Raw genomic sequence first — 24665 nt, 5'->3', positions numbered from 1 at the left:
GCACACGGCAACGGACCTGGTGACCCCACCCTAGAGGCCGGACTGTTGATCTTGCCGAGGGGTACGGCCCGCCCTCGTCCCCGCCAGCCACGCCACCAGCCCGCCCGGCACGGCGACGAACCCGAACGCCGCGAGCGAGAACACCTCGGCGCGCACCGACACCGGACCGTACGCGCCACCGCCGAGCGCGCCCCCCGACAGCGCCGCCACCACGACGGCACAGAACCCGGCGACCACCGCGGCCACGAGCACCGCCCGCAGCCGCACCGGGACCCGGTCGTCCACCCAACGCAACGACCAGCCCACCACCGCTCCCACCGCGGCGGGCAACACCAGCAACGCGGGCCACCACGCCGCGTACTCGTCCGGCAGTGCGGCGAGGATCGGCACGGCCGGAACCGGGCCGCCGGTCATGGAGAACGCGGTCACCGACACCTCACCGAACACGAATCCCCCGCCGGTGAGCACACTCGACGCGAGCACGGCGGCGTTGGGCACGTATCCGACCGACAGCAGCAGCAGGCCCACCGCGCTGCCCGGCTCCGGCGAGTACACCGCGAACAGGTCCCCGACCGTGGACCACGACATCACGGTCGACACCACGAACGCGAGCAGGCCCAGCACCACCAGCCCGCCGAATCCGAACAGCCCGGCCCGCGCCCCCCGCACCGCCAGCGGGTCGAGCCGGTCGAGCAACCCGGCCGACGAGGGCACGATCACCCCCAGCGCCGCGGCCGACCCGGCCAGCACGGCGGGCATGAGCGTGGCCGACACGAGGCCGGCCCGTACCGCGGCCCCGTCGGCCAGGGCGAGGGCCACCCCGGCGAACAACACGTGTGCCCCCGCGACCGCGCCGACCACCCCCGCCACCCGCGAGAGCGCGGACCCGGCGCCGGTGCGCTGTTCCTCGGCCGCCAACCGGCGCGACGCCGACGCGGCGGTGCGGAACACCAGCACACAGGCAGCGATCGTGGGCACGAGCGGCAACACCCCCAGCGGGGCACCGTCCACCGTCAGCGGCACCTGGTAGGCCGCGAGCCACACCGGGGCCGCCGAGGCGAGCACCCCGCCCACGGAGAGGTCGGCGCCGGGCGCGAGTGCCGACACCAGCACCAGCACGCTCGCCACGACCGCGTAGCCGGTGACGATCGGACCGAGCGCCACACCCAGCAGGACCCGCGTCCCACCGGCATGCGCCACGTCATGCCTCCGCACGAGCGGCCTGAACCCGGACGCGGTGAACCTGCCCATGCCGGGCACCTTCGCACTCCCTCCCGCTCCGCCGGAGGCGCCACGCCGCCGCGGCCGAGCGGGTGGGAGCGGGCTCACCCCGGCGAGTACCCGGGCGCGCCCGGGTCAGCTCCCGGACTGACCGGGAGTGTTCTGGTCGTTCTGCTGCTGGCCCTGCTCCGGCTGCTGCTGCGAGGGCTGCTGGAAGAACTGCCCCTGCTGCGACGCGTACGTCGTGGGCTGCTGCGTGGGCTGCTGCATCGGCTGCTGCTGCCCGACGGGCTGGGCGAACTTCGTCGGCTGCGCCGAGGGGTTGGCGCCCGAGTCCGGCCCGGGGTGCTGCTGGCCGTAGGGCGGCGGCTGCTGACCGAAACCACCGGTGGGCGGGCCGTAGTGCTGCTGGCCATACGGTGCCTGCGGCTTCGGGGCCGGAGCCTTCACGATGCCCGCCTCGAACAGGTACGCCCCGACCGCGGCGCCCGTCTGCAGCAACCCGAAGATCAGCACGAGCACGCCGCCCGCACCCAAGTCACCCAGCTGGAACATCGTGAACAGGAACGTCAGGAAGACGGCCACCGACAGCACGGCGGGCCACGGCCCCGGCTTGCTCTCCCCGGGCAGGAACCCGACCACCGCGATGGCTCCCGCCACGAACAGCAGCGCGGGAATCCAGCCGAGGCTGCGCTCGTAGAAGCTCGCACCGCCGAAGGCGTTCGCGAAGGCCAGGAAGAGGTTGAGCACCCCGAGGCCACCGGTGGCCAGCAGGAGGATCTGCGGCAGCGACGGCGCGGGACGCCCCGAGGCCGGTGCCGGACCGGCGTACGACTGCTGTGGCTGCTGCGGCTGCTGCGGGCCCTGGCCCGGGAATCCACCCGGCGTGCCGCTCGGGAAGGTCATCCGTGTTCTCCTGTCATGTCGAGCTCGAAGCGCGAGAGCGGTGCGGGGCACGACGCGGGTACCTCGGCACCGGCCGGATATTGGACGCACTGGCCCCGCGGCTGGTTTCCGTGTTCGCTGCCCTTTTTACACACAGTGCCACCGACGCGGAACGGGGCCGGGCACCACCTGTGCCCGGCCCCGTTCCCGCGACGTGAGGGAGACAGTCCCTTACAGCGCCTTGTACAGCTCCCGCGCCAGCTCGGCGGTCTCGGTCGGGGTCTTGCCGACCTTCACGCCCGCGGCCTCAAGGGCTTCCTTCTTGGCCGCCGCGGTGCCCGACGAGCCGGACACGATCGCGCCCGCGTGCCCCATCGTCTTGCCCTCGGGTGCGGTGAACCCGGCGACGTAACCGACGACGGGCTTGGTGACGTGGGCCTTGACGTAGTCGGCGGCCCGCTCCTCCGCGTCCCCGCCGATCTCGCCGATCATGACGATGACCTCGGTCTCGGGGTCGGCCTGGAACGCCTCCAGCGCGTCGATGTGCGTGGTTCCGATGATCGGGTCACCGCCGATGCCGATGGCGGTGGAGAAGCCGATGTCACGCAGCTCGTACATCATCTGGTAGGTCAGCGTGCCCGACTTCGACACCAAGCCGATCTTGCCGCGCCCGGTGATGTTGGCCGGGATGATGCCCGCGTTGGACTGCTCGGGCGAGATGATGCCGGGGCAGTTCGGGCCGATGATGCGCGTCTTGTTGCCCTGCGCGCAGGCGTGGGCCCAGAACGCGGCCGAGTCGTGTACCGGGATGCCCTCGGTGATCACCACGGCGAGCGGGATCTCGGCGTCGACGGCCTCGATGACCGCGTCCTTCGCGAACTTCGGCGGTACGAAGATCACGCTGACGTCGGCACCGGTCTCCTTCATGGCCTCGGCCACGGTGCCGAAGACGGTGAGGTCCTTGCCGCCGATCGTGACGGTCTGCCCGGCCTTGCGGGCGTTCACCCCGCCGACGATGTTGGTGCCCGCCGCCAGCATCTTGGTGGCGTGCTTGGTGCCCTCGGACCCGGTCAGGCCCTGGACGATGATCTTGGATTCGCTGTTCAGAAAAATCGACATGACTCTCACGCACCTGCCGAAGCCAACTCGGCGGCTTTGTCGGCCGCGCTGTCCATCGTGTCCACCAGCGTCACCAGCGGGTGCGCCGCCTCGGCGAGGATGCGGCGGCCCTCCTCGACGTTGTTGCCGTCGAGCCGCACGACCAGCGGCTTGGCGGCGTCGTCGCCCAGAATGCGCAGGGCCTCGACAATGCCGTTGGCCACCGCGTCACAGGCGGTGATGCCGCCGAACACGTTGACGAACACGCTCCTGACGTCCGGGTCACCCAGGATCACGTCGAGCCCGGCCGCCATGACCTCGGCCGACGCACCGCCGCCGATGTCGAGGAAGTTGGCGGGCTTCACCCCGCCGTGCCGCTCACCGGCGTAGGCGACGACGTCCAGCGTGGACATCACGAGGCCCGCGCCGTTGCCGATGATGCCGACCTCGCCGTCGAGCTTCACGTAGTTGAGGTCCTTGGCCTTCGCCTTGGCCTCCAGCGGATCCTCCGCCTCAGCGTCGACGAGGTCCGCGTGCTGCGGGTGGCGGAAGTCCGCGTTGCCGTCGAGAGTCACCTTGCCGTCGAGCGCGACGATCTCGTCCTGGGGGTCCCGCACCAGCGGGTTCACCTCGACCAGGGTGGCGTCCTCGGCGAGGAACGTCTCCCACAGCTTCACGACCACCTCGGCGGCCTTCTCGCGCACCGCCTCGGGGAAGTTCGCCTTCGCGACGATCTCGCGCGCGGTGTCGAGATCGACACCGGTCAGCGGGTTCACCGGTACCCTGGCCAGCGCCTCGGGGCGCTCGACCGCGAGCTGCTCGATCTCGACACCGCCCTCGGCCGAGGCCATGGCCAGAAAGGTGCGGTTCGACCGGTCGAGCAGGAACGAGAAGTAGTACTCCTCGGCGATCTCGGACGCCTCGGTCACCAGCACCCGGCGCGTCACATGTCCCTTGATGTCCAGTCCGAGGATCGCCCGGGCCTTCTCCACCGCCTCGGCCGGGTCGGCGGCGAGCTTCACGCCACCGGCCTTGCCCCGGCCTCCTGTCTTCACCTGAGCCTTCACCACCACCTGGCCGCCGATGTCCTCGGCCGCCCGGCGGGCCTGCTCGGCCTCACCGACCACGCTTCCCGGCAGTACGGGAACGCCGTGGGCGGCGAAGATCTCCTTCGCCTGATACTCGTAGAGGTCCACTACTTCAGTCTCCTGACGACACGCCAATGTGGTTTTCGTAAAACCGTGCTGCCGGACGTCGTTGACCCTATCGACCGGCTCTCGCGCGACGCCGTCGGCATCCGGTGAACTCGGTCACCGCACCCCGTCTGAGCTGGGCGGTGTGGCGAACGTCGCGCCCGCGAGGCGGCGGCCGGGGCACGACGGCATCCCGTGGTCACCCACGGCCACCCGGCCGGGTGACCTCCGTCAGAGTGTGACCGTCGCCGCGCCGTGTTGTGGCGTGGGCGCGGTCACGCGCCGTCGCCGCGCCGACCCTCCGTCGCCGCGATCGCGGCCGACGCGGCCAGCGCCACCAGAGCCGCCAGCGCCAACCAGAATCCGGTCCCCGCCGACGAGCCGGACACCTCACCGGCCGTCAGCGGCAGTGTGGCGGCCCGCAGCGCCACCACCCCCGCCGCACCGGCCAGCAACGCGGCCGCCCGCGCGGGCCTGCTGCGCGCGGCGAGCAGCACAGCGCCACACACCGTGAGCACCGCCGCCACCAGCCCCCATGTCGGTGGCCCCACATGGGAGACGAGTCCGGCCTCGACGTAGTCCGGCGCCGTGACCGTCGGGGTCGCGAAGGCGGCCACCGACAACACCCCGGCCGCCGTCAACGGGGTCAGCATCCGCAGCCCCGCACCGGTCACCCGCCCGCCGGTCTCCGGCTCGGGCAGCTGTTCGCCGGCGTCCTCGCGTTCCACGACCCCCGCCACGACCACACAGCAGGCGGTGACGACCGCTCCCACCAGGGCCAGCCACGTCCACACCACGCCCGGCCCCGACTCCACCGACCCGGGGGTGAAGTGGCCGAGCACGGAACCGGCGGGACCGTCCGGCGCGGGCGAGAACGACGACGGCGCATAGCCGCTGGCCAGGGCGGTGTCGAGCACCGCGGTGGCGGCCAGCGGGATCGCCACCCACGCCACCGACAGAGCCGGTCGCAGCGCCGCCGCGACGCGGGGTACGAACAGCGCCGATCCCAGCACACCGACGAGCACTCCCGCGACGAGCAGCACCCACCGCGCCGGACTCTCGGGCGCGGTGGCCGCTCCGGTGGCGACCACCTGCGGCAGCAGCGCACCGGCGATCGCCGCCACGGCCGTGCCGAGTGCCAGTGCCCCGGCGGCGAGTTCCAGCCTCCGCCTGCCCGGCAGCCGCACCTCCCCGCGCGGAGCCGAGGACTCCCGTACCGAGTCCGGCCGCACCGCCCACCCGACTGCCGTGAGCAGGCCGACCACGGCCACCAGCACCAGCCAGGGCCCCGGGGCGACGTCGAGTGACGGCATGGCCAGCGCCGCCGCCAGCGACGGGACAGCGAAACCCAGAGCCGCGAGCGCGAGCCCGGCCAGGCCGCCCCGGACCACCGATGCCTCCCGGGGCAGGACGGCCAGCAACGCGGCCCCGAGCGGAAGCAGCAGGGCCGCCGACACCAGCCCGAGCAGCTCGAAGAGCGGCCGTTCGAAGGCGTTGGGGTCGAGCAGGATGGGGTGCCGCGACCCGAAGGGCGCCATCAGCAGCCCGCACGCGCCCAGCGCCGAGCAGGGCACGGCGACCCGCACGGCCCGCCTGCGCCACGGGTCGAGAACACCGTCGTCCCCGGCTCCGTCCCCGGCGCCGTCACCGTCGGCCAGGCCGGCGGACTCACCCACGGGCTCCCGCCGCAGTGCGGTGAGTGCCCAGCCGCCCGCGACCACGGCCGCGCCGTGCCCGGCCAGCAGGGCCCACAGGCCGAACCCCGCTCGGGGCTCCGACAGGCTCACCGGCAGGTACAGCTCGGGGCGGGTGGCCATCCCGGGTGCCTGGAGCAGGCCCAGGTCGAACAGCAACGCGGCCGGCGCGAGTACCGCCGCGCCCACCAGCACTCCTGCGGCACCGCCGGTGCGGGACCGCACGAACAGCACGGCGGCCACCACGGCGGGCAGCGCCGCCGTCACCAGCAGCACCGGGCCGCTCGTGAAGCCGCTCGCGGCGCCCTCCAGCGTGGGCAGTATCGCCCCCACCGCGGCCAGGCAGGCACCGAACACCGCCATGGCCACGGCGAAGCTCAGCAGTCGCCGGTCGGGTCCGGGCTCGTCCCACGGTGGCGTTGCTCCGGCCGACTCAGCCGGAGCGGTGTCCGTCACGGCAGCGCGTCGCGATCCGATGATCCACCCCCGATTCGGCGTGCGGTCACGCGGCGCACCCACCAGAGCGGCCCGCGCCGCGCGCAGTGTCCGGCGACGAGACTAGCCGCCGGGAACAGGGCGTGCCCGAGCACTGCGAGCGGGCTCGCAGCGGCGAGATCACGACCAGCACGGGCCGCTCTCAAACCTCCGGTTGCCTGAATGTAACGCACATCACAGATCGCCCTTGAACCCCTTCTCACCTTGAGTCATGGCACCGGCCGGGCCACCCGACGGCCCCCACAGCGCCCGTGTTCCGAAGCCGCGTCTTGCCCACAGCGCCACCGTTTCGTTACTGTCCCGCAGTCCCCATTACGGTCAGATCACGGACCACGATCGGTACCCCGACACCGCTCACCCGGGATCCCCCGCCCGGAGGTCAGGTCTGGCTCCCCCGAGTAACGGAAGGCGCTGTCTTGGCTCGACACCGCTCCCCCGGCGGTCACAGTCCTTCCCCGGCACTCGAAGAAGCACTGGACAGTGCGGAGACTCGTGCCCGGGGATCGCACCGGCTTCCCGCGCCCTCGTCGGCGCTGCGGGGCCGCGTGATGGTGGCCGCGGTCGCGGCAGGCGCTTTCGCCGCCGCCGCCGCAGGTCAGACACTGCAGAACACCGGGAACACCAACGACGGATCGCAGCGGCACACCGACGTGACGCCGCTGGCCAACGCCAGTGACGCGGGTGCCTCGCTCAACACCGGCGGTGCCTCCGGCATGGGCGGCAACGCTCGCGCCGGCGCGCCCGTGCTGCTTCAGGTCGCCCAGCCCACGGACGCCTCCGCCGAGGCCCAGCGCCTGGCCGACAGCGCCGAGATCACCGAGGAGCGGCTGGAGCGCGAGGCCGCTGAGGCCGCCGCCGCGGCGGCCGAGGCCGCCCGCCCCAAGTTCGTCGCACCCGCCCAGGGCGTGTTCAGCTCGGGCTACGGCGCCCGGTGGGGTGGCACCCACTACGGCATCGACATCGCCAACAGCATCGGCACACCCATCGTGGCCGCCGCCGACGGCACCGTGATCGAGGCGGGCCCCGCGAGCGGCTTCGGCCTCTGGGTGCGGGTCCAGATGGACGACGGCACGATCCACGTCTACGGCCACATGGACAGCTACTCCGTCGCCGTGGGCCAGCGGGTCGAGGCGGGCGACCAGATCGCCGTCATCGGCAACCGGGGGCAGTCCACCGGGCCGCACCTGCACTTCGAGGTCCACCAGAACGGCCAGAAGATCGACCCGCAGGGCTGGCTCGCCGCCCAGGGCGTCTATCTCTGACACTCGCGCCACCGGCCGCACAGGCCGGACGTCCGCGTTCACACAGGCCGCCCGAGCTCCCCGGATCGCTCGGGCGGCCTGTCGTGTCATGGCGGACCCGCGACCACACACCGCACCGGCAGCCGCGCGATCCACCATGACCCTCTCCCTTCGAACATATGTTCGGATCGAAGAGTAGCGAGAGGGTCCGACAGAAACAAGGGCGATTCACCCGTCAGAGTTTCACCATCGGCACGCTGCCGATGAGCATGAGCCGCACGGTTCCCGCCGTACCGAAGTCGATGGTGGCCGTGGCCCTCGGCCCGGCGCCCTCCGTGGCGACGACCGTGCCCAGCCCGTACTTGTCGTGGCTGACCCGGTCGCCGACGTCGAGCTTCAACGCGACGGTGTTCTTCCAGTCGCCGCCCCTGCTCCCGCCGCGAAAGCCCTGGAAGCCGGTGGTGCGCAGCCCGTTCGCCGCGATACCGGCCTGTGCCGAGTCGGCACCCGAGCCCGGCCCGCGCCCCCACGTCGTGGCCGCCCTCGGCGAACCGGTGTCCTGCCTTCCCGACGGTTCCCGCCTGCGCCAGTCGAGGAGGTCGGCCGGGATCTCGTCGAGAAAGCGTGACGCCGGGTTGCTCATCGGCTGGCCCCACGCCGTGCGCATCAACGCCCGCGACACGTACAGCCGCTGCCGGGCGCGCGTGATGGCCACGTAGGCCAGCCTGCGTTCCTCGGCCAGCTCCTTCGGCTCGCCCAGCGCACGCAGGTGCGGGAACACCCCGTCCTCCCAGCCCGTGCAGAAGACCACCGGGTACTCCAGCCCCTTGGCCGTGTGCACGGTCATCAGCGTCACGACACCCGAGTCGTCCTGCTCGGCGTCGTCGGCACCGTCCGCGCCGTCGGGCGCCGGGATCGAGTCCGCGTCCGCCACGAGCGACACCCGTTCGAGGAACGCGGCCAGCGAGCCCGGCTCCGGCACTTCGACGTCGGCGTTCTCGTCGCCGGTCTCCTCGGCGACGCTCGCGGTGCTCTCGGCGAACTCCGTGAACTCCCGTGCCACCGTCACCAGCTCGTCGAGGTTCTCCAGCCGCGACGCGTCCTGCGGGTCCTTCGACTCCTCCAGCTCGGCCCGGTAGCCGGTGCGCTCGAGCACCGCCTCCAGCACGTCCGCGACGTCCGCGCCCTCGTCGACGAGTTCCCGCAGCCCGTCGACGAGTTCCACGAACGCGGCGACGGCCTTCTGCGAGCGCGGGTTCAACAACGCGACCCGGCCGGCCACGGCATCGCGCAGGGCCGAGGCGAACGACATCCGCTCGCGCTCGGCATGCGTCGCCACCACGGCCTCGGCGCGGTCACCGATGCCCCGCTTGGGCACGTTGAGGATGCGCCGGAGGCTGACCGTGTCGTCGGGGTTGGCCAGCAGCCTCAGGTAGGCCAGCGCGTCCCTGACCTCCTTGCGCTCGTAGAACCGCACACCGCCGACGACCCGGTACGGGAGGCCGAGCCGGATGAAGATCTCCTCGAACACGCGCGACTGGTTGTTGGTGCGGTAGAACACCGCGACGTCCGAGTACGCCGCCGCGCCGCTGTCGGCCAGCGCGTCGATCTCCCCGGCCACGAACGCGGCCTCGTCGTGCTCGTTGTCACCCACGTAGCCGACGATCCGCTCGCCGTGACCCGCGTCGGTCCACAGGCGCTTGTCCCTGCGGCCCGTGTTGCGGGCGATGACGGCGTTGGCAGCGGACAGGATGGTCTGGGTCGACCGGTAGTTCTGTTCCAGCAGGATGGTCCTGGCGTCCGGGAAGTCGCGCTCGAACTCCTCGATGTTGCGGATCGTCGCACCGCGGAAGGCGTAGATCGACTGATCGGCGTCGCCGACGACACACAACTCCGACGGCGCGACACCCGAGTCGGTCGGCGCCGTCCCGACCAGTTCCCTGACCAGCGTGTACTGCGCGTGGTTGGTGTCCTGGTACTCGTCGACGAGAACGTGCCGGAACCGGCGCCGGTAGTGCTCGGCCACGTCGGGAAACGCCCGGAACAGCTCGACCGTCCGCATGATGAGGTCGTCGAAGTCCATGGCGTTGGCCTGGGTGAGCCTGCGCTGGTACTCGCCGTACGCCTCGGCGGCCCTGCGTTCGAAGTCGCTCGCGGCCGCACTCGCGGCGGTCTCGGGATCGACCAGCTCGTTCTTCAGGTTCGACACGTGGGTGGTCAGCACCCGGCCCGAGTAGCGCTTCGGGTCGAGTTCGAGATCACGCCCCACGAGCGTCATCAGCCGCCTGCTGTCGTCGGCGTCGTAGATGGAGAAGTGGGAGCCCATCTCCAGCGTCTTCGCCTCACGCCGCAGCAGGCGCACGCACATGGAGTGGAACGTCGACACCCACATGGCCCCCGAGCGGCGCCCGACCAGCTCGCCGACCCGGTCGCGCATCTCGGCCGCGGCCTTGTTGGTGAACGTGATCGCCAGGATCTGACCGGGATGGACGTCCCGTGCCGCGAGCAGGTAGGCGATCCGCCGCGTCAGCACGCGGGTCTTGCCCGAACCGGCTCCCGCCACGATGAGCAGCGGGTTTCCCTGATGTTCCACGGCCGCGCGCTGCGCGGGATTCAGGTCGTCGAGCAGCTCGCCGAGTGTGGCGCCGCGGCGCTCGGACGCAGCGGACGGGACGGGGGCGGCGGTGTGCCCGGAGTCGGGTCCGGGGAGGTCGAACAGCGTGTTCATCGTGGTTCCCACGCTACCGGTGGCCTCCGACAGGCCGATCGTGTGGCATACTCGATGCCGTGCGGCACACGGCTCGATTCTTCTCGCGATTTTTCTACGGGAACCGGACTCCGGCTCCCGTGACCGCGTAGTGCCACCCACCGTCACGACAGCCCCGGAGTCCACTGGACCCGGGGCTTCTCGTCGCTTCGGGCCCGATCGGACTTCCCCGACCGAGGAGAGGCCAGAATGAACGCCCAGACCCACAGTGCGAGCCCGTCCGACCACGCGAGCGAGGCGGACGAGACCGCGGATACCGGGAACGCCGAGGACATCGACGACCTCCGCAAGGAGATCGACTGGCTCGACGCCGAGATCCTGCGGCTCGTCAAGCGCCGGGCCGAGGTGTCGAAGACCATCGGCGCGGCCCGGATGGCCGCGGGCGGCCCGCGCATCGTCTACAACCGGGAGATGGACGTTCTCGCCCGCTACCGTGACCTGGGCCCGGAGGGCAGGCAGCTCGCGATGGCGTTGCTCAATCTCGGCAGGGGCAGGCTGGGCCGCTGACGCCATTTCGCCGCTCTGCCCGATTTCAGGGGTTTCCCCGGAACCGGACAGTGGCGCGAGGACGGCACACTGGTCTCATGGACATCGTGAACATCATCGCCGTCGTGATCGCGATCGCGAGCCTGCTCGCCACGCTGGCACACGTCGGGTACCTGGCCATGTTGAACAGTGCGGCCACCAAGCGCGCCGGTGGCGCCCCCATCGCGACCTACGTGCGCAGCAGGTGGCCGGTGGCGGGCGCCACCACCGCGGGCGCGCTGGTGGCGTGGCTGTTCACCGCCGGTGGCACCGTGATGGACATCCTGGCCATCGTGCTCGCCGCCGGCTCCGCCGCCGTGGCGACCAAGGCGTTGCAGGCGACACAGGCGCGCTACCGCAGCGGCGGCTGACGGACACGCGGGGAGCGGCTTCGTCGGGCCCGGCGCCCCCAGGGGGCCGGGTGGGCCGTCGGGCCCGCGGCGGGTGCGCCCGACCGAGTGAATCGGGCGGCCGTCCGCGCTCCCGGCCCACCTGCGGCGCGAAAAGCTCCTACTCTGCTGTGGGTGAACGCGAGGGGTGCCGCGAAGCGAAATTCCGGAGCCTGCGCACGTGCAACGGCACGTGCGGGCAGCGCTGGGAGGCGTACTCGCGTGGCCGCTCGTGGTGACAGCCACCCGGTGGTACCGCTCGGTGCCACCCCGGCAGCGGGAGGAGGCGGCCACCCGGTATGACCAGCACACCCGACCGTGCGGGGCGTGACGGCGGCGCCACCGACACGATCGACGCCGTCGGCTCGGAACACCGCGTTCCCGACCCGGGACCGGCCACGGTCCCGCTCGCGCGGCTCGGTCCCGCGGTGCGCAGGCACCGCACCGTCCCCGGAACGGCGCTTCCGAGCAGTTCCGACCGCACCGAACCACTGCCCCGCGTGCGCGCGCGGGGTGGAGCACCCGATTTCGCCACCGCGAGCGGCTATCTTCCGGTGCCGGACGAGGAAGGCCCGACCGCGCCCGAACACCCCGCCCCGCAGCGCACCAAGGTCACCCTGACGGCGGCGCCGGGCGATTTCCGGCTCCCGCACGGCGACGACACCCGCATCTATCTGGCCCCCTCGGCCGGGCTCGACAGCTTCGACCTGGGTTCGGTGCCCGCCTCGGTGACACCACCCCGCACCTGGCGCAGGGCCGCGTGGTTCGCCAGCATGGCCTCGGGAGCCGCCGTGCTTTCGATGTTGTTCGTGGGCACGGCCCTGGTGGGCGAGCCCGCCGACGGCACGGACGGGACGCGAGCGCTGCAGGGCTGGCCCGAGACCGAGGGCCCCCGGCTGCCGATCCCCGGCGCCCCCAGCGACGGCGCGGCGACCCGGCCCGCCATCGACGACACCGCCACGGCCTCGCGGCCACAGGACCAGCCCTCTCGCTCCGCGGAAGCGTTCGCCGCCCCCCAGCGCGACGGGAACTCCGGGAACGCGGACGGGGCGGCGGCGCCCCCTGACTCGGAGCCCGGATCGAATCCCGCTCCGCCGGAAAACGCACCGGCCACCACCGCGCCGGCGAAACCGCCGGTCTCGCCCGCGAGGACGGACGCGGCGCCGGTGGTGTTGTGGGCGCCCCACGACACGGACGTGCTGGCGCAGCGCTCCCAGGACTACCTGAACACGGTGACCGAGGATCCGGTGACCGCCCACGCCATGACCACCGGCGACCTCGCCGCGGAAGGCGCCGACGGACTGGCCGACCGCTACTCCGAGGTGGCTTACTTCGAGGTGCGCGAGGTCTACGTCGACGCCAACGAGGGCTACACGGTGAACACCGTCGAGGTGACCTACGTGGACGGCACCACCGAGCGGCAGACCCGCACGCTCGACTTCGGCGAGGACGACCGGATCGAAGCCGACAGCGTGTGACGGCCTCGGCCGGGCTCGCCCGATCGGGGACAGACCCGCCGTGTTCGCACGAACAGTCCGCACATTCATCTGCACGTGCGACTCGGTAAGAGGTTGAAAATTACTCTGGTCGAGTGACATCGCGCGCCGTTCGTCGTGTACCTCGTGCTGTCCACCGACAGGTCCTGGTAAACGCCTCAACGAGCAGGTTGTCTGGGTCGCAGGACCCGCGCACCACAACCAGTCAGCCATGACCGCGACACACCAGGCGAGGGCAAGCAGTGCACGACCGGCGCCACCCGGGCCAGGAACCCACCGTCGTCGTCGACGACGACCCGACCGGCACCAGACTCCCGATGGACGAGCTGGTGGACGGTGTCCGCCCCGACGACCCCGCGACCGACCCGCATGAGCCGGCGGACAGCCGGCCGCCGGGTGAGTCCGAGAGCGCCCTCGCCCGGCGAGCGAAACTGATCGCTCTGCTGGTGGTGATGGCGGCGCTCGTCATCTCCGTGATCGTGGCGTCGTCCATCGCCGCCGACAGCGACGACTCCGGCGGCGGCACCCAGCAACGCGAGCGCGGCATCACCGGCGCCGCCGCCCTCGGCGGATTCACCGTGCCCGCAGGAGCTCACGCGGACGCAGGCGACAGCGCCCCGCCGTCGTCCGGATCGGCCGGCTCGCCCACCGGCGAGCAATCCGAGCTCGCCGCGGAGCCCGCGATGGCCGTTCCCGCGGTCACCGGCCGGGAGGACACACTCGACACGCCGACGATCACATCGGATTCCGGCACCGCCGACGACACCTCCGGCGGCGATACCCACGGCGACGGCGAGGTGGCCGACCGGACGCCGTCGTCGGGGTCCGGGTCCGAACGCGCCGACCGGGCGTCCGTGGTGCGGGACTTCTATCAGCGGATGCTGTCGTCACCCGAGACCGCGCTGAGCCTCGTCGCCCCGGACCTGGTCGCTGACGAGCGGGAACGGCTGCTCGCGTCCTGGCGCTCGATGTCGACGGTGACGGTGGAGCACGTCCACGAGGAGGGCGACGGATCGGTGCGGGTGGTTGTCACCCTGCGGACCGTGTCGGGGACACCACTGCGCATCACCCAGCTGCTGACTTTCAGTGACGGACCGCAGCCGGTCATCAACCATGCGACGCTGCTGTCCATCCGAACCCTGTAAGCTCATCGCCCTGTCAAGCCCGTTACCGTGGCCCTCGATCGGGGTGGGACCAGATTCCCCGAGCGTGCCACCCGTGTGTGCACTGAGTAATCAGCCTAATCTCTCACGGGTCGGTCTCGGTTAGCCGGCACACGAACTCCGGTATGTGCGAGCCCGAAGGAGGTCGCGTGAGCGACGAGGGTCGCCTGGTCGCCGGCCGCTACCGTGTCATCAGGCGGATCGGGACCGGTGCCATGGGCGCCGTGTGGCAGGCACACGACGAGGTGCTGCACCGCACGGTCGCGATCAAGCAATTGCTGCTCCAACCCGGCCTGGAGCACCACGAGGCCGAGGACGCGCGCCAGCGCACGATGCGGGAGGGCCGCATCGCCGCCCGGCTGCATCACCCGAACGCGATCACGGTGTTCGACGTCGTGACCGACGACAACGGGCAGCCCTGCCTGATCATGGAGTACCTGCCCTCGATCAGCCTGGCGCAGGAGTTGCAGCGCAACGTCACGCTGCCACCCGTGGAAGTCGCGCGGATCGGCGCGCAGATCGCGTCGGCGCTCAAGGAGGCGCACGCGGTCGGCATCGTCCATCGCGACATCAAGCCCGGCAACATCCTGCTCGCCGACAACGGGGTCGTGAAGATCACCGACTTCGGCATCTCAAGGGCCAAGGACGACGTCACGGTCACCAAGACCGGGATGATCGCGGGCACCCCCGCCTATCTCGCGCCCGAGGTGGCGGTGGGCGGCGACCCGGGCCCCGAGTCCGACGTCTTCTCCCTGGGCTCCACGCTCTACGCGGCATCGGAGGGCCAGCCACCGTTCGGGTTGAGCGAGAACACGCTCGGCCTGCTGCACGCCGTCGCGGCAGGCCAGATCAACCCGCCCCGGCAGTCGGGCCCGCTGACCAGCGTGCTCGCCGTGATGCTGCACCCCGAACTGCCGCACCGTCCCACCGCGCAGCAGTGTGAGGACCTGCTCGACTCCGTCGCACGGGGCGAGACGCCGCTCGGCGGGCCCAGCGAAGGGGGTTCGGGCACGGCGGTCCTGGGCGCGGCGGGCGCGGGCGCCGTGGGCGGGGTCCTCGGCGCCGCCGCGGCGGGCCACTCCGGCAGGCTCGACGGTGACTCGTACGACGACGGTTACGACGACGGTTACGGCGGCTACGGCGACCCGTACGACGACCACGACGGCTACTACTACGACGACGAGCCGCCCACGGCGCAGCAGCCCCGTATCGACGACCACGACGCGACCGCGGTGGCACCCTCCCCCACCCGTGCCGTGCCCGCGGCGGCAGCCGCGGACTACGACGACCGTTACGACGACCGTTACGACGACGACTACGGCGACTACGGCGACTACGGCGACCGGGACGACGAGCGCGGACGCTACGAGGGCCCTCCGCCCGCCGAGCCGGCGGATGAGCAGCGGGGCAACTGGAAGATCCCCGCCGCCATCGGCGTGGTCGTGCTGGCGGGGATGACGGTGTTCGTGATGTGGATCGCCGGCGCCTTCACCGACGGCGGGGACAGCCAGCAGCCCGCCGAACCGGACTCGTCGCGCAGCATCGAGCCGCCCAGCACGTCCGACAGCTCGGAGCGCTCCACCACGTCCACCACCGAGGAAGTGGTGGAGACCACCGAGGTCGAGCCTGTGGATCCCAACCCGGGCGGAGACGTCGGCAACCAGCCGCCGCCCGACGAATCGTCGGAGCAGACCAGCACCCAGTCCACCACCACAACGGAACAGACCACCACATCGGCTGAGACCACCAGCGAGACGGAAGAGCCTCCGTCGACGACCGAGGACCCCCCGGACGAACCACCGGGTGGCACCGGCGAGACGTCGGGCTGAGCACTGCCTGAGCGGGAGTCCGTTGATGTGCGCTTGACTGGAATCGCGATACAAGGGGTCGTGTGAAGGACGCGGAAGGCGCTCTCGTCGGTGAGCGGTACAGGCTCGACCAACCCATCGGACACAGCCGCGCGGGCATCGTGTGGCTGGCCTTCGACACGATGCTGCACCGCACGGTCGCGGCCAAGCGGGCCTGCCTCGACCCCGGCCGCCAGCCGGACGAGGCGAGAACGGCCGCACTCGCCGAGGCGCACCGCGCGATGCGGGTGGTCCACCCGAGCGCGGTCAGCGTGTACGACGCGCTGGTCGAGGACGAGGACGTGTGGCTCGTCATGGAGTACGTGCCGTCGCGGACCATGGCCGACTTCCTCGCCGAACACGGCACTCTCACGCCGGAACAGGCGGGCTACCTCGGGGCCGCGCTCGGTGCGGCACTCGCGTCGGCGCACGGGGCCGGGGTGGTGCACGGCTCGGTGGAACCCGGCAACGTGCTGCTCGCCGACGACGGCGGCGTGAAGCTGACCGACATCGGTCTCCGGGGCGGCACCCCGGACCCCGCCTACGTCGCGCCGGAGGTGAAGCGCGGCGTCACACCGACCGTGCAGTCGGACGCGTACTCGCTCGGCGCGACGCTGTTCCGGGCGGTCGAGGGCTCGCCGCCGTTCGGCGACGAGGGGGACGACGATCCGGTGGTGCCCTCGCACGGCGGCCAGCTCACCGGCGCGCTGGAGAAACTGCTCCGCGCCGAACCGGACCTGCGTCCCACACTCGGCGACACGGTGACGGCGTTGCGAGCGGTCAGCCGGGGCAGGCAGACCGGGTTCGTGCCCCCGACCGCGCCGGCCATGCCGACCGTGCCGGTGCTGCCGCGCCCGCCGAGGGTCGCCCCCGCCGGGGCAACCGGGATGAGCCCCGGCACCGGAGCCGGTGCCGCGCCCGCGCCCGCGTCCACCCCGGCCCCGTCGGCGAGGACCCTGCTGTTGTGGGCCCTCGCCGCGGTCGCCGTCGTGCTGATCGTGGTGGTGCTCGTCCTCGCGCTCTGACCGCGTTCAGCGGGCGAAACGCGGTCACCAACCCCGCCGCCCGCGACCGGCAACCGCAGTTAGCGGGCTAAACGCGGTCAGCCACCCATCCAGCCACGTCGACCCAGTCAACGGGCTCCGCGCGACCCGCCACCCCGCCGCCCCGACCGGTGACCGCATTTAGCGGGCTAAACGCGGTCAGCCACCCCGCACCACCAGCAGGGTGGTGAACGGCACCCGATCGGTTGGTCGGGGTTTCCGGCGGCGGCCGTCCGGCAAGCACCTCTGTTGACACCGGGGTCTTCGGGCCCCGGTTCGCGTGCTCAGCCGATCCCGCCGCGCGTCGGCCGAACCGAAAGCTGCGGACACATGCGCCTCTCCGTCGTGGTCCCGTGCTACAACGAGCAAGACTGCGTGCCCCGGTTACGTGCGGCACTGCTGCACGTCCTCACGCCGCTCACCGACGAGTTCGAGGTCATCCTCGTCGACGACGGCAGCGTGGACGGCACGCTGGACCAACTCCGGGCCCTCGCACGTGCCGACTCCCGGTTCCGGTACCTCTCGCTGAGCCGCAACTTCGGCAAGGAAGCGGCGATGCTGGCTGGTCTGGCCCACGCGGCGGGCGACATGGTGGCCCTGCTCGACGCCGACCTCCAGCACCCGCCCGAGTTGCTGGGCGACATGGTCGCCCTGCTCGACAAGGGATACGACCAGGTCGTCGCCCGGCGCACCCGCACCGGCGACTCCCGGACCCGCTCGGCGGCCTCGCGGCTGTACTACCGGATGATGAACCGCCTGGTGGACGTCGAACTCACCGACGGGGTCGGCGACTTCAGGCTGTTGAGCAGGCGCGCCGTGGACTCGTTGCTGTCGCTGCGGGAGCGCAACCGCTTCTCCAAGGGCCTGTTCTCCTGGATCGGGTTCGACACGGCGGTGGTGGACTACGAGAACGTCGCGCGGACCGACGGCACCACCAAGTGGTCGCTGCGGTCGCTGGTGAATTACGGCATCGACGGCATCGTGGCCTTCAACCACCAGCCGTTGCGGCTGGCGGTGTACCTGGGGGCCTTGTGTACGGCCGCGGCGTTCGGGTATGCGTTGTGGCTCGTGGTGAGCGCTCTCGTGCACGGCACCACGGCGCCCGGATACGTCACGCTCATGTGCGGCATCATCGGCTTCGGCGGCATGCAGCTGCTGCTGGTCGGGATTCTGGGCGAGTACCTGGGGCGCATCTATCACGAGACGAAACGTCGACCGCACTTCCTGCTGAAGGAGTCCAGTCACGCGCCGGAGGCACCGTGCGCGGACGACTAGTGCGGTTCGCGGCGGTCGGTGCCGTCAACACAGCGACCTACGTGGGGTTGTACCTGCTGTTGCGGCCCACGATGGGTTACCTCGCCGCGCACGTCGTCGCGTTCGTGCTGGCGATGGTGGGCTCCTACTTCCTCAACTGCCGGTTCACGTTCCGCACCCGGCCGAGCCTGCGCACGTTCCTGCTGTTCCCGCTGTCCAACGTCACGAACTTCGCCGTGACCTCGGCGGGGCTGTACCTGCTCGTGGAGGTGTTCGCGGTCAACGAACGGATCGCTCCGCTGCTGGCGGCGGCGGTCGCGATTCCGGTGACCTTCCTCGTCGCGCAGTCCATTCTCACCCAGCGACGCACCCGGCCCACGGTCGACGGCCGGGAACCGGAGGTGCGGTCATGACCACCACCGACCCCGGCACGGGCACCGGCACCACCACCGGCACCGCCCCGGACGCCCCTGGTGTCTCCCCGCCACGCACGCCGCCACCGCGCAGGTCGCGAGGGTTCGCGACGGCGGCCGGGGTGTGCGTGGTGGTGGCGCTGCTCGCGCAGCTGCCGTTGATCCGCAACCGCGTCTTCTACTTCTGGGACGACAGCGCGGCGCAGTTCCTGCCGATGTGGCACCGGCTCGGTGAGCGCATCGCGGCCGGCCACTGGCCGCCCCTGCTGGACCTCGACTCCTGGATGGGCGGCAACCTCGCCGGGGAGGCGTTGTTCGGGGTGTACAACCCGGTGAACGTCGCCAACTACCTGCTGGTGGCGGCCCTGCCGGATCTCGGAGTGGCCTCGGTGCTGGTGAAGACCGAGTTCCTGGTGTTGTTGGCACTCGGTCTGTACCTCGTGTGCCGGGAGTACGGCGCCGCCCGGCCCTCGGCCGCGTGCCTGGCGGTGGCGCTGCCCTTCTCCGGTTATCTGCTGTACTTCGACGCCTCCACCTGGGCGGCCGGGCTGATCGCGTTCGCGTTCGTCCCGCACGTGTGGTGGACGGCACGGCGGGCGGCGCGAGGCGGGCTCAACCCGTTGTGGGCGTTCGTGGCGGCCGGGCTCGCGGTGACGGCGGGCAACCCGTACGGCGTACTCGGCGTGGCGGTGGTGCTCGCGGCGCTGCTGGTGGAGTTCGCCGTGCGGCGCAGGGCTCGGGGAACGGCGGTGGTGCTGGGCGTGGGGGTCTGCGCGGCGCTGCTGGTACCGCTGGTCTTCCTGCCCCTGCTCGGCAGCGCCGAGGTCACGTGGCGCAGTGACACCGACGTCGTCAACGACGGCTTCCTGGTGCCCGGCCTGACCGACCTGCTCGCGGCCAGCACCCCCACGCATCTGCCCCACATCGGGGTTTTCGGTGGTACCGGACTCGCGGTGCCCGCCGCCTTCTTCGTCTGGTTCGCCCTGCCGCTGGTGCCGTGGCTGGACTGGCGGGTGGTGCGGCAGCGCTGGCGGCTGCTGCTCGCGCCGCTGGTGGTGACGGCGGTGTTCGCCGTTGCCGCGCTGGGGCCGTCGAAGCTGTGGTTGTTCCGCTGGCCGATCCGGCACCTGGAGTACTGCTTCCTCGGCGCGGCCGTGGTGCTGGCGGTGGTGCTGTCCTCGGGCCTGCGCACCGACCGGCGCCGTGCGCGAGGCGCGGTCACGGCCGGGCTCGTGGCGCTTGGGGGCTACCTGGCGTGGGCGGCGACGCCGGAGTCGTGGCCCTGGCATCTCGGCGGTGTGCTGCTGGTCGGGTTGCTGGCGGCGCTCGTCGTCGCCGTCGCACGGCGACGGCCGCGACGGCCGGGTGCGGTACCCGCGCTGCTCGGCGCGGGCACGGCCGCCGTACTCGGATACCAGCTCGCGGCGTTTCCCGCCAACACCGACGTGTCCCAGCTGAATTACCCGCATTCGGTGTCCGAGCTGCGCACCACTTTCGCCGACCGCTATCCGGGCGAGGTCATGCAGGTCGCCGACATGGCGACCGCCGAGCGGACGCTGGGCCTGCACCCGGACGGCGCGTGGCGGTACTTCCTGTTCGGCAACGTCTACGCCGCCGCGGGCGTCGAGTCACTCGTGTCCTACACCGGGCTCGGTTTCCGTGACTTCGTGGACACCTTCTGCCTGACCAACTCGGGTTCCACGAGCTGCCCCGAGGCGTGGGACGCGTTGTGGCGGCCCACCGGGTACGGCGGCGCGCCGCTGGCCGACCTGCTGCGAGTCGAGACCGTCGTCGTGCAGAACGCGCTGGTACCGGACGCCACCGCCGGTCCGGGCTGGCGGATCACCGAACGGGACGATGTGGTGACGGTCCTGCGGCGGGAGGCGCCGCTGCCGTGGCCCGAGGGCACGCTGAGCTGGGCCTCGCCGGGCGTGACGGTCAGCGGCGCGATCGTCGCGGGTGACGCCGCCGACGGCACGAACCCCGAATGGGTGCGCTACACCGTCGCGGACAGCGGCGCCGGGCCACAGCGGTTGGTGTTCGCCCGCCTCGCCTGGCCGGGCTACCACGCGACGGTGAACGGCACCGAGGTCCCGGTGGAGGCGAGCCCCGCCGGTCTGGTGACGGTCACCCTGCCACCCGGCGTGCGGGACGGGGAGCTGGAGCTGCGGTGGAGCCCGCCGGGGCAGGCGCTGGGTGTCGCGTCGGCGGGCCTCGGCGTGCTGGGTGCGCTGGTACTGGCCGTGCTGGCGCCCCGCTGGGGTCAGACCAGCCGCCGGTCGGAGGCCCAGCGGGAGAGTTCGTAGCGGTTCGACAGCTGCGTCTTGCGCAGCACGCTCGACACGTGGGTCTCCACCGTCTTCACCGAGATGAACAACTCCGAGGCGATCTCCTTGTAGGCGTAGCCCCGCGCGAGCAGCCGCAGCACGTCACGTTCCCTCGGCGTCAGCAGGTCGAGGTCCGGGTCGCTGATCGGCTCGGAACCGGGACGGTCGGCGAACGCGTCGAGCACGAAGCCGGCCAGCCTCGGCGAGAACACCGCGTCGCCCTCCGACACGCGGACCACCGCGCGCACCAGGTCCCTCGACGAGATCGTCTTCGTGACGTAGCCGCGGGCCCCCGCCCGGATCACGGCGATGACGTCCTCGGCCGCGTCGGACACCGACAGCGCCAGGAACACGACCTCCGGCAGCTCGGGGCGCAGCCTGCGCAGCACCTCCGCCCCGCCACCGTCGGGCATGTGGACGTCGAGCAGCACCACCTGCGGGCGGGCCCGCTGGATACCCGCGACGGCCTCGGCCACCGAGCCGGCCTCGCCGACCACCCTGATCTCGTCACTGACCGACTCCAGCTCCGTGCGCGCTCCCGCACGGAACAGCGCGTGGTCGTCGACGAGGAACACCGTCACCGGGCTCTGCTGCTGCTCACCTGTCGTCACGTCGCCCCCTGAGCGTTGCGGTCCGCGGCCTTGCGCGGCATCTCCACCTGCACCTCGGTGCCCTCACCCGGCGCGGTACGCACACGGCACCGCCCGCCGTTCCGTTCCATCCTGCCCCGGATGGAGTCGGCGAGGCCATGCCGGTCCCCGGGGACGGCGTCGGGATCGAAGCCGCGTCCCCGGTCGCGCACGAACACCGCGACCGAGGTCGGCTCCACCTCCGCGTACACGCTGACCTCGTCGATACCGGCGTGTTTGGCGGCGTTCACCATGGCCTCCCGGGCCGCCTGGAGCAACGCGGCCAGCCGCTCGTCGACCTCCACCTCACCACCGACCACCACGTGCTGCACCGAGATCGCGAACTGGTCCTCCACCTCGCCGCAGGCCTCGGCCAATGCCTCCGACAGGGTCGTGTGCCGCCCGCCGCCGTCGGAGCGAGGTGATCCGTAACCCGACGGCCCGTACAGCCACTGGCGCAACTGCCGTTCCTGCCCGCGCGCCAACCTGGCGACCTCGCGAGGCAACTCGGACTGCTTCTGGATCAACGCCAGCGTCTGCAACACGGAGTCGTGCAGGTGAGCGGCGATCTCGGCGCGTTCCTCGGTGCGGATGCGGGCACGGCGTTCCTCGCCCAGATCGCGCACCATCCGCAACCAGAACGGCACCGTCAGCACCGCGACGCCGACCAGTGTCGCCAGCACCGCGAGCAGGGCGAACTGAACCTGGTCGAGGCTGCCGCCCCTGAGCACGACCACCCCGATGCCCGCGATCACGAGAGCCGCACCGGCCAGCACGCGCACCACGGCCCGCGCGCCCCCGCCGTCGAGGATCTCCGCGACACCCGAGCGGGCCCCGGCGCGCCAGCGCCTGCGCTGCGAGTCGTCGGCCTCCCGCCACACCACGGCCACACCGACGAGTGCCGCGGCGACCGGAAGCCCCACCCAGCCCCCGAAGAGGCCGGTCAGCGCCCCGCCCGCGAACGTCAGACCGACACCGAGCGCCACCAGGCCGTACGCCTGCTGCCGTTCCTTCGCCGCGAACGGCACGGCCCGGCTGTCCTCCGACTGCTGCGGCACGAACACCCACAGCAGGCCGTACGCGAACAGGCCCATGCCTCCGAACGCGGCGAGCAAGGCGAACGTCGCCCGAACCCACAGGACGTTCACGCCGAGGTGATCGGCGAGACCGCCGGCCACGCCCGCGAGCGCCCTGCCCGTGCGCCTGCGGCGCATCACCGGGACCTCGTCGTCGTAGGCTGGCTCGGTGCCGGGCAGCCGGCCCCCCGTGGGCTCGACGGAGCCCGCCTGGGCGGAGCCGGACCGCGACGGCGCGGGCGAACCTGACTCCGCACCCGCGTGCTCGTCCTTCACCTGCTCCTCCACCAGTTCATCGTCACACGTCCCGGCACCCGGGTTCATCCGGGAAACCCCTGAGCCGATCCCGGATCCAGAGCCCGGCGGCCGGTCAGTTTCAGGGTTCTGCCCCGATGCGCGGGGTGGCCAGCGTGGAGCAGGCTGTCGGCATGAACACGACGTCGAACGCCTCGAAGCACATCGACGGCTTCGAGGACACGGTGAAGGACTTCTGGGTCTCGCGGCCCAGGCGGCCTCGCCACGGCCGCAAACTCGCGGGTGTGGCGGCCGGGGTCAGCAACCGCTACGGCGTCGACCCTGCCGTGGTCAGGGTCGCGTTCGTCGTTCTGACCGTGTTCGGCGGCATCGGACTACCTCTCTACCTGCTGGGCTGGCTGCTCTTCGCCGAGGAAGGCGACGAGACGTCGGGGGCCGAAAGCCTGGTGGGCCGGGGGCGTAGCTCGATGTCGAAGGGGTTCGCGCTGCTGCTGTGTGTGGTTCTGGTCCCACTGTCGGGGTGGGCGTTCGCGGGGAGCTGGATCGACGGCGGGGCCTTCATCGGCCTCGCGCTCGTCGTCGCGGGGGTGTATCTGCTGCACCGAGGCAGGGGGCACGCCCGGAGACCGGAACCCACGGGATACACAGCGGGGTACAGCAGTGCGATCGGCAGCGCCGAGCAGGGTGTGTGGGGAGCACCCGTGATACAGGCGCCGGCCGAGTGGGACGCGCTGGGCGCGGACCCGCAGGGCTGGCGGCTGGCCGGCGCTGCCGAACCCGCCCCGCCACCGCCGACGGAGCCGTCGCCACCACCACGCCGCAAGTCGAAGATCGGCTTCGCGACGCTGGGCGTGGCGCTGGCCGTGGGCGGAGTGGGGGCCGCGCTCGCGGTGGGGGGCGAACCGTGGTTCACACCGACGCACGTGGTGGGGCTCGTGCTCGCGGTGCTCGGCGCGGGGATGGTGGCTGGCTCGTTCCTCGGGGGAGGACGGGGCCTGCTGTGGCTCGCCGTGCCGCTGTCACTGCTGGGGCTGGCGGTGGGCACCTTCCCGGCCGAGGACTTCCGGGGCGGGTTCGGCAACCTCCACGCCACCCCGTCGTCGGCGGAGCAGGTGCTGCCGCGGTACGACCGCACGGCGGGCGACATCCGGCTCGACCTCACCGAACTGTCGGGGACGGCACCGGTCGAGACGAGCCTGCACAACGGCGCGGGCAGCATCACCGTGCTCGTGCCAAGGGACGCCGACGTCACCTACACCTGTGAGGCGTCGCTGGGGAACGTGGACTGCCTCGGCAGGGAAGGGGCGGGGCTGAACACCCCCGCGATCCGCGGTGTCGACACCGGCACCGCGGGGACCGGCGGACTGGACATCACGCTGACCGCGCGGGCGGGAGCGGGCAACGTGGAGGTGCTGCGTGACTGACGGCAACGAAACCCGGCGCTGCGGGGCCGCGCGCCCGCTCGACCCGTTCGGTCTGCTGGCCGGACTCGCCACCCTGTGCGTGGCGGCCTACCTGCTGTCGGACGCCGACGGCTGGCTGGGCCACATCGACCTGCGGTGGGCGATGGCCGGGACGGCGGTCGGAGTGGGGCTGCTGATGCTGGTCGCGTCACTGCGGCCCCGGCGCGACAGGCGCTGACGGCGCGCGACCG

The 24665-nt window shown here is 71.9% G+C and carries 20 protein-coding genes; 12 read left to right on the top strand and 8 right to left on the bottom strand.

Going from position 1 to position 24665, the window contains the following annotated elements; translation table 11 throughout:
- Positions 1-30: 30 nt before the first annotated feature.
- From FFT09_RS10875 to FFT09_RS10855, 5 genes are all read right to left on the bottom strand, one after another.
- Complete coding sequence (locus FFT09_RS10875) at positions 31-1251, bottom strand: cell division protein PerM (RefSeq protein WP_244231297.1); 1221 nt, start codon at positions 1249-1251, stop codon at positions 31-33.
- 105 nt (positions 1252-1356) lie between these two features.
- Entirely contained in the window at positions 1357-2127 is a 771-nt protein-coding gene (locus tag FFT09_RS10870) for a DUF5336 domain-containing protein (RefSeq protein WP_138382545.1), read from the bottom strand.
- Positions 2128-2337: 210 nt separating this feature from the next.
- Positions 2338-3225, bottom strand: coding sequence for a succinate--CoA ligase subunit alpha (gene sucD / locus FFT09_RS10865; protein WP_081193385.1), 888 nt, complete (start codon positions 3223-3225; stop codon positions 2338-2340).
- 5 nt (positions 3226-3230) lie between these two features.
- The gene (sucC, locus tag FFT09_RS10860) at positions 3231-4400 is read right to left on the bottom strand and encodes an ADP-forming succinate--CoA ligase subunit beta (protein WP_138382544.1); all 1170 of its coding nucleotides are present in this window, start codon (positions 4398-4400) and stop codon (positions 3231-3233) included.
- Between the two features lie 272 nt (positions 4401-4672).
- The gene (locus FFT09_RS10855; RefSeq protein WP_138382543.1) at positions 4673-6547 is read right to left on the bottom strand and encodes a hypothetical protein; all 1875 of its coding nucleotides are present in this window, start codon (positions 6545-6547) and stop codon (positions 4673-4675) included.
- Between the two features lie 587 nt (positions 6548-7134).
- Between FFT09_RS10855 and FFT09_RS10850 the strand changes: the two genes are divergently transcribed.
- Entirely contained in the window at positions 7135-7848 is a 714-nt protein-coding gene (locus tag FFT09_RS10850) for a M23 family metallopeptidase (protein ID WP_024876250.1), read from the top strand.
- Between the two features lie 214 nt (positions 7849-8062).
- On the opposite strand, the gene pcrA is transcribed toward FFT09_RS10850, so the two are convergent.
- The gene (pcrA, locus tag FFT09_RS10845; protein WP_138382542.1) at positions 8063-10555 is read right to left on the bottom strand and encodes a DNA helicase PcrA; all 2493 of its coding nucleotides are present in this window, start codon (positions 10553-10555) and stop codon (positions 8063-8065) included.
- A 228-nt stretch (positions 10556-10783) separates the two neighbouring features.
- Between pcrA and FFT09_RS10840 the strand changes: the two genes are divergently transcribed.
- The 9 genes from FFT09_RS10840 (at position 10784) to FFT09_RS10800 (ending at position 21030) form a co-directional block, all read left to right on the top strand.
- A complete protein-coding gene (locus FFT09_RS10840) occupies positions 10784-11101 on the top strand; it encodes a chorismate mutase (RefSeq protein WP_081193379.1) in 318 nt (105 codons plus the stop codon).
- A gap of 77 nt (positions 11102-11178) precedes the next feature.
- On the top strand, positions 11179-11490 hold the full coding sequence (locus FFT09_RS10835) for a hypothetical protein (RefSeq protein WP_024876254.1): 312 nt from the start codon (positions 11179-11181) through the stop codon (positions 11488-11490).
- Positions 11491-11807: 317 nt separating this feature from the next.
- Positions 11808-12986 carry a hypothetical protein gene (locus FFT09_RS10830; protein ID WP_138382541.1) on the top strand — a complete coding sequence of 393 codons (1179 nt, stop codon included), beginning with the start codon at positions 11808-11810 and terminating at the stop codon, positions 12984-12986.
- Positions 12987-13246: 260 nt separating this feature from the next.
- Positions 13247-14149 carry a hypothetical protein gene (locus FFT09_RS10825; protein WP_138382540.1) on the top strand — a complete coding sequence of 301 codons (903 nt, stop codon included), beginning with the start codon at positions 13247-13249 and terminating at the stop codon, positions 14147-14149.
- 167 nt (positions 14150-14316) lie between these two features.
- A complete protein-coding gene (locus FFT09_RS10820) occupies positions 14317-15996 on the top strand; it encodes a serine/threonine-protein kinase (protein WP_138382539.1) in 1680 nt (559 codons plus the stop codon).
- 62 nt (positions 15997-16058) lie between these two features.
- Positions 16059-17039 (top strand): serine/threonine-protein kinase, encoded by a 981-nt coding sequence (locus FFT09_RS10815; RefSeq protein WP_138382538.1) that lies wholly within the window; start codon positions 16059-16061, stop codon positions 17037-17039.
- A gap of 348 nt (positions 17040-17387) precedes the next feature.
- Positions 17388-18332, top strand: coding sequence for a glycosyltransferase family 2 protein (locus tag FFT09_RS10810; RefSeq protein WP_081193367.1), 945 nt, complete (start codon positions 17388-17390; stop codon positions 18330-18332).
- Positions 18317-18724: a GtrA family protein gene (locus FFT09_RS10805; RefSeq protein WP_081193365.1), complete on the top strand. Its 408-nt coding sequence runs from the start codon at positions 18317-18319 to the stop codon at positions 18722-18724. The genes FFT09_RS10810 and FFT09_RS10805 overlap by 16 nt, the downstream gene beginning before the upstream one ends.
- Positions 18721-21030, top strand: coding sequence for a hypothetical protein (locus FFT09_RS10800; protein WP_138382537.1), 2310 nt, complete (start codon positions 18721-18723; stop codon positions 21028-21030). The genes FFT09_RS10805 and FFT09_RS10800 overlap by 4 nt, the downstream gene beginning before the upstream one ends.
- Here the strand turns inward: FFT09_RS10800 and FFT09_RS10795 are convergent.
- Together FFT09_RS10795 and FFT09_RS10790 are read right to left on the bottom strand one after the other, a co-directional pair.
- Positions 20988-21662 carry a response regulator gene (locus FFT09_RS10795; protein WP_024876262.1) on the bottom strand — a complete coding sequence of 225 codons (675 nt, stop codon included), beginning with the start codon at positions 21660-21662 and terminating at the stop codon, positions 20988-20990. The two genes, FFT09_RS10800 and FFT09_RS10795, sit on opposite strands and share 43 nt — an antisense overlap.
- The gene (locus FFT09_RS10790) at positions 21659-23080 is read right to left on the bottom strand and encodes an ATP-binding protein (RefSeq protein WP_081193361.1); all 1422 of its coding nucleotides are present in this window, start codon (positions 23078-23080) and stop codon (positions 21659-21661) included. The genes FFT09_RS10795 and FFT09_RS10790 overlap by 4 nt, the downstream gene beginning before the upstream one ends.
- Positions 23081-23184: 104 nt before the next feature.
- On the opposite strand from FFT09_RS10790, the gene FFT09_RS10785 reads away from it, so the two are divergent.
- Complete coding sequence (locus FFT09_RS10785) at positions 23185-24435, top strand: PspC domain-containing protein (protein WP_138382536.1); 1251 nt, start codon at positions 23185-23187, stop codon at positions 24433-24435.
- Complete coding sequence (locus tag FFT09_RS10780; RefSeq protein ID WP_138382535.1) at positions 24428-24652, top strand: hypothetical protein; 225 nt, start codon at positions 24428-24430, stop codon at positions 24650-24652. Before FFT09_RS10785 ends, FFT09_RS10780 begins: the two co-directional genes overlap by 8 nt.
- The last annotated feature ends 13 nt before the right edge of the window (positions 24653-24665 follow it).

Source organism: Saccharomonospora piscinae (genome assembly GCF_005862235.1).
Classification (GTDB): domain Bacteria; phylum Actinomycetota; class Actinomycetes; order Mycobacteriales; family Pseudonocardiaceae; genus Saccharomonospora; species Saccharomonospora piscinae.
Note: the sequence above shows the minus strand (reverse complement) of the source record. Positions and strands in the feature narration are given on the sequence as shown.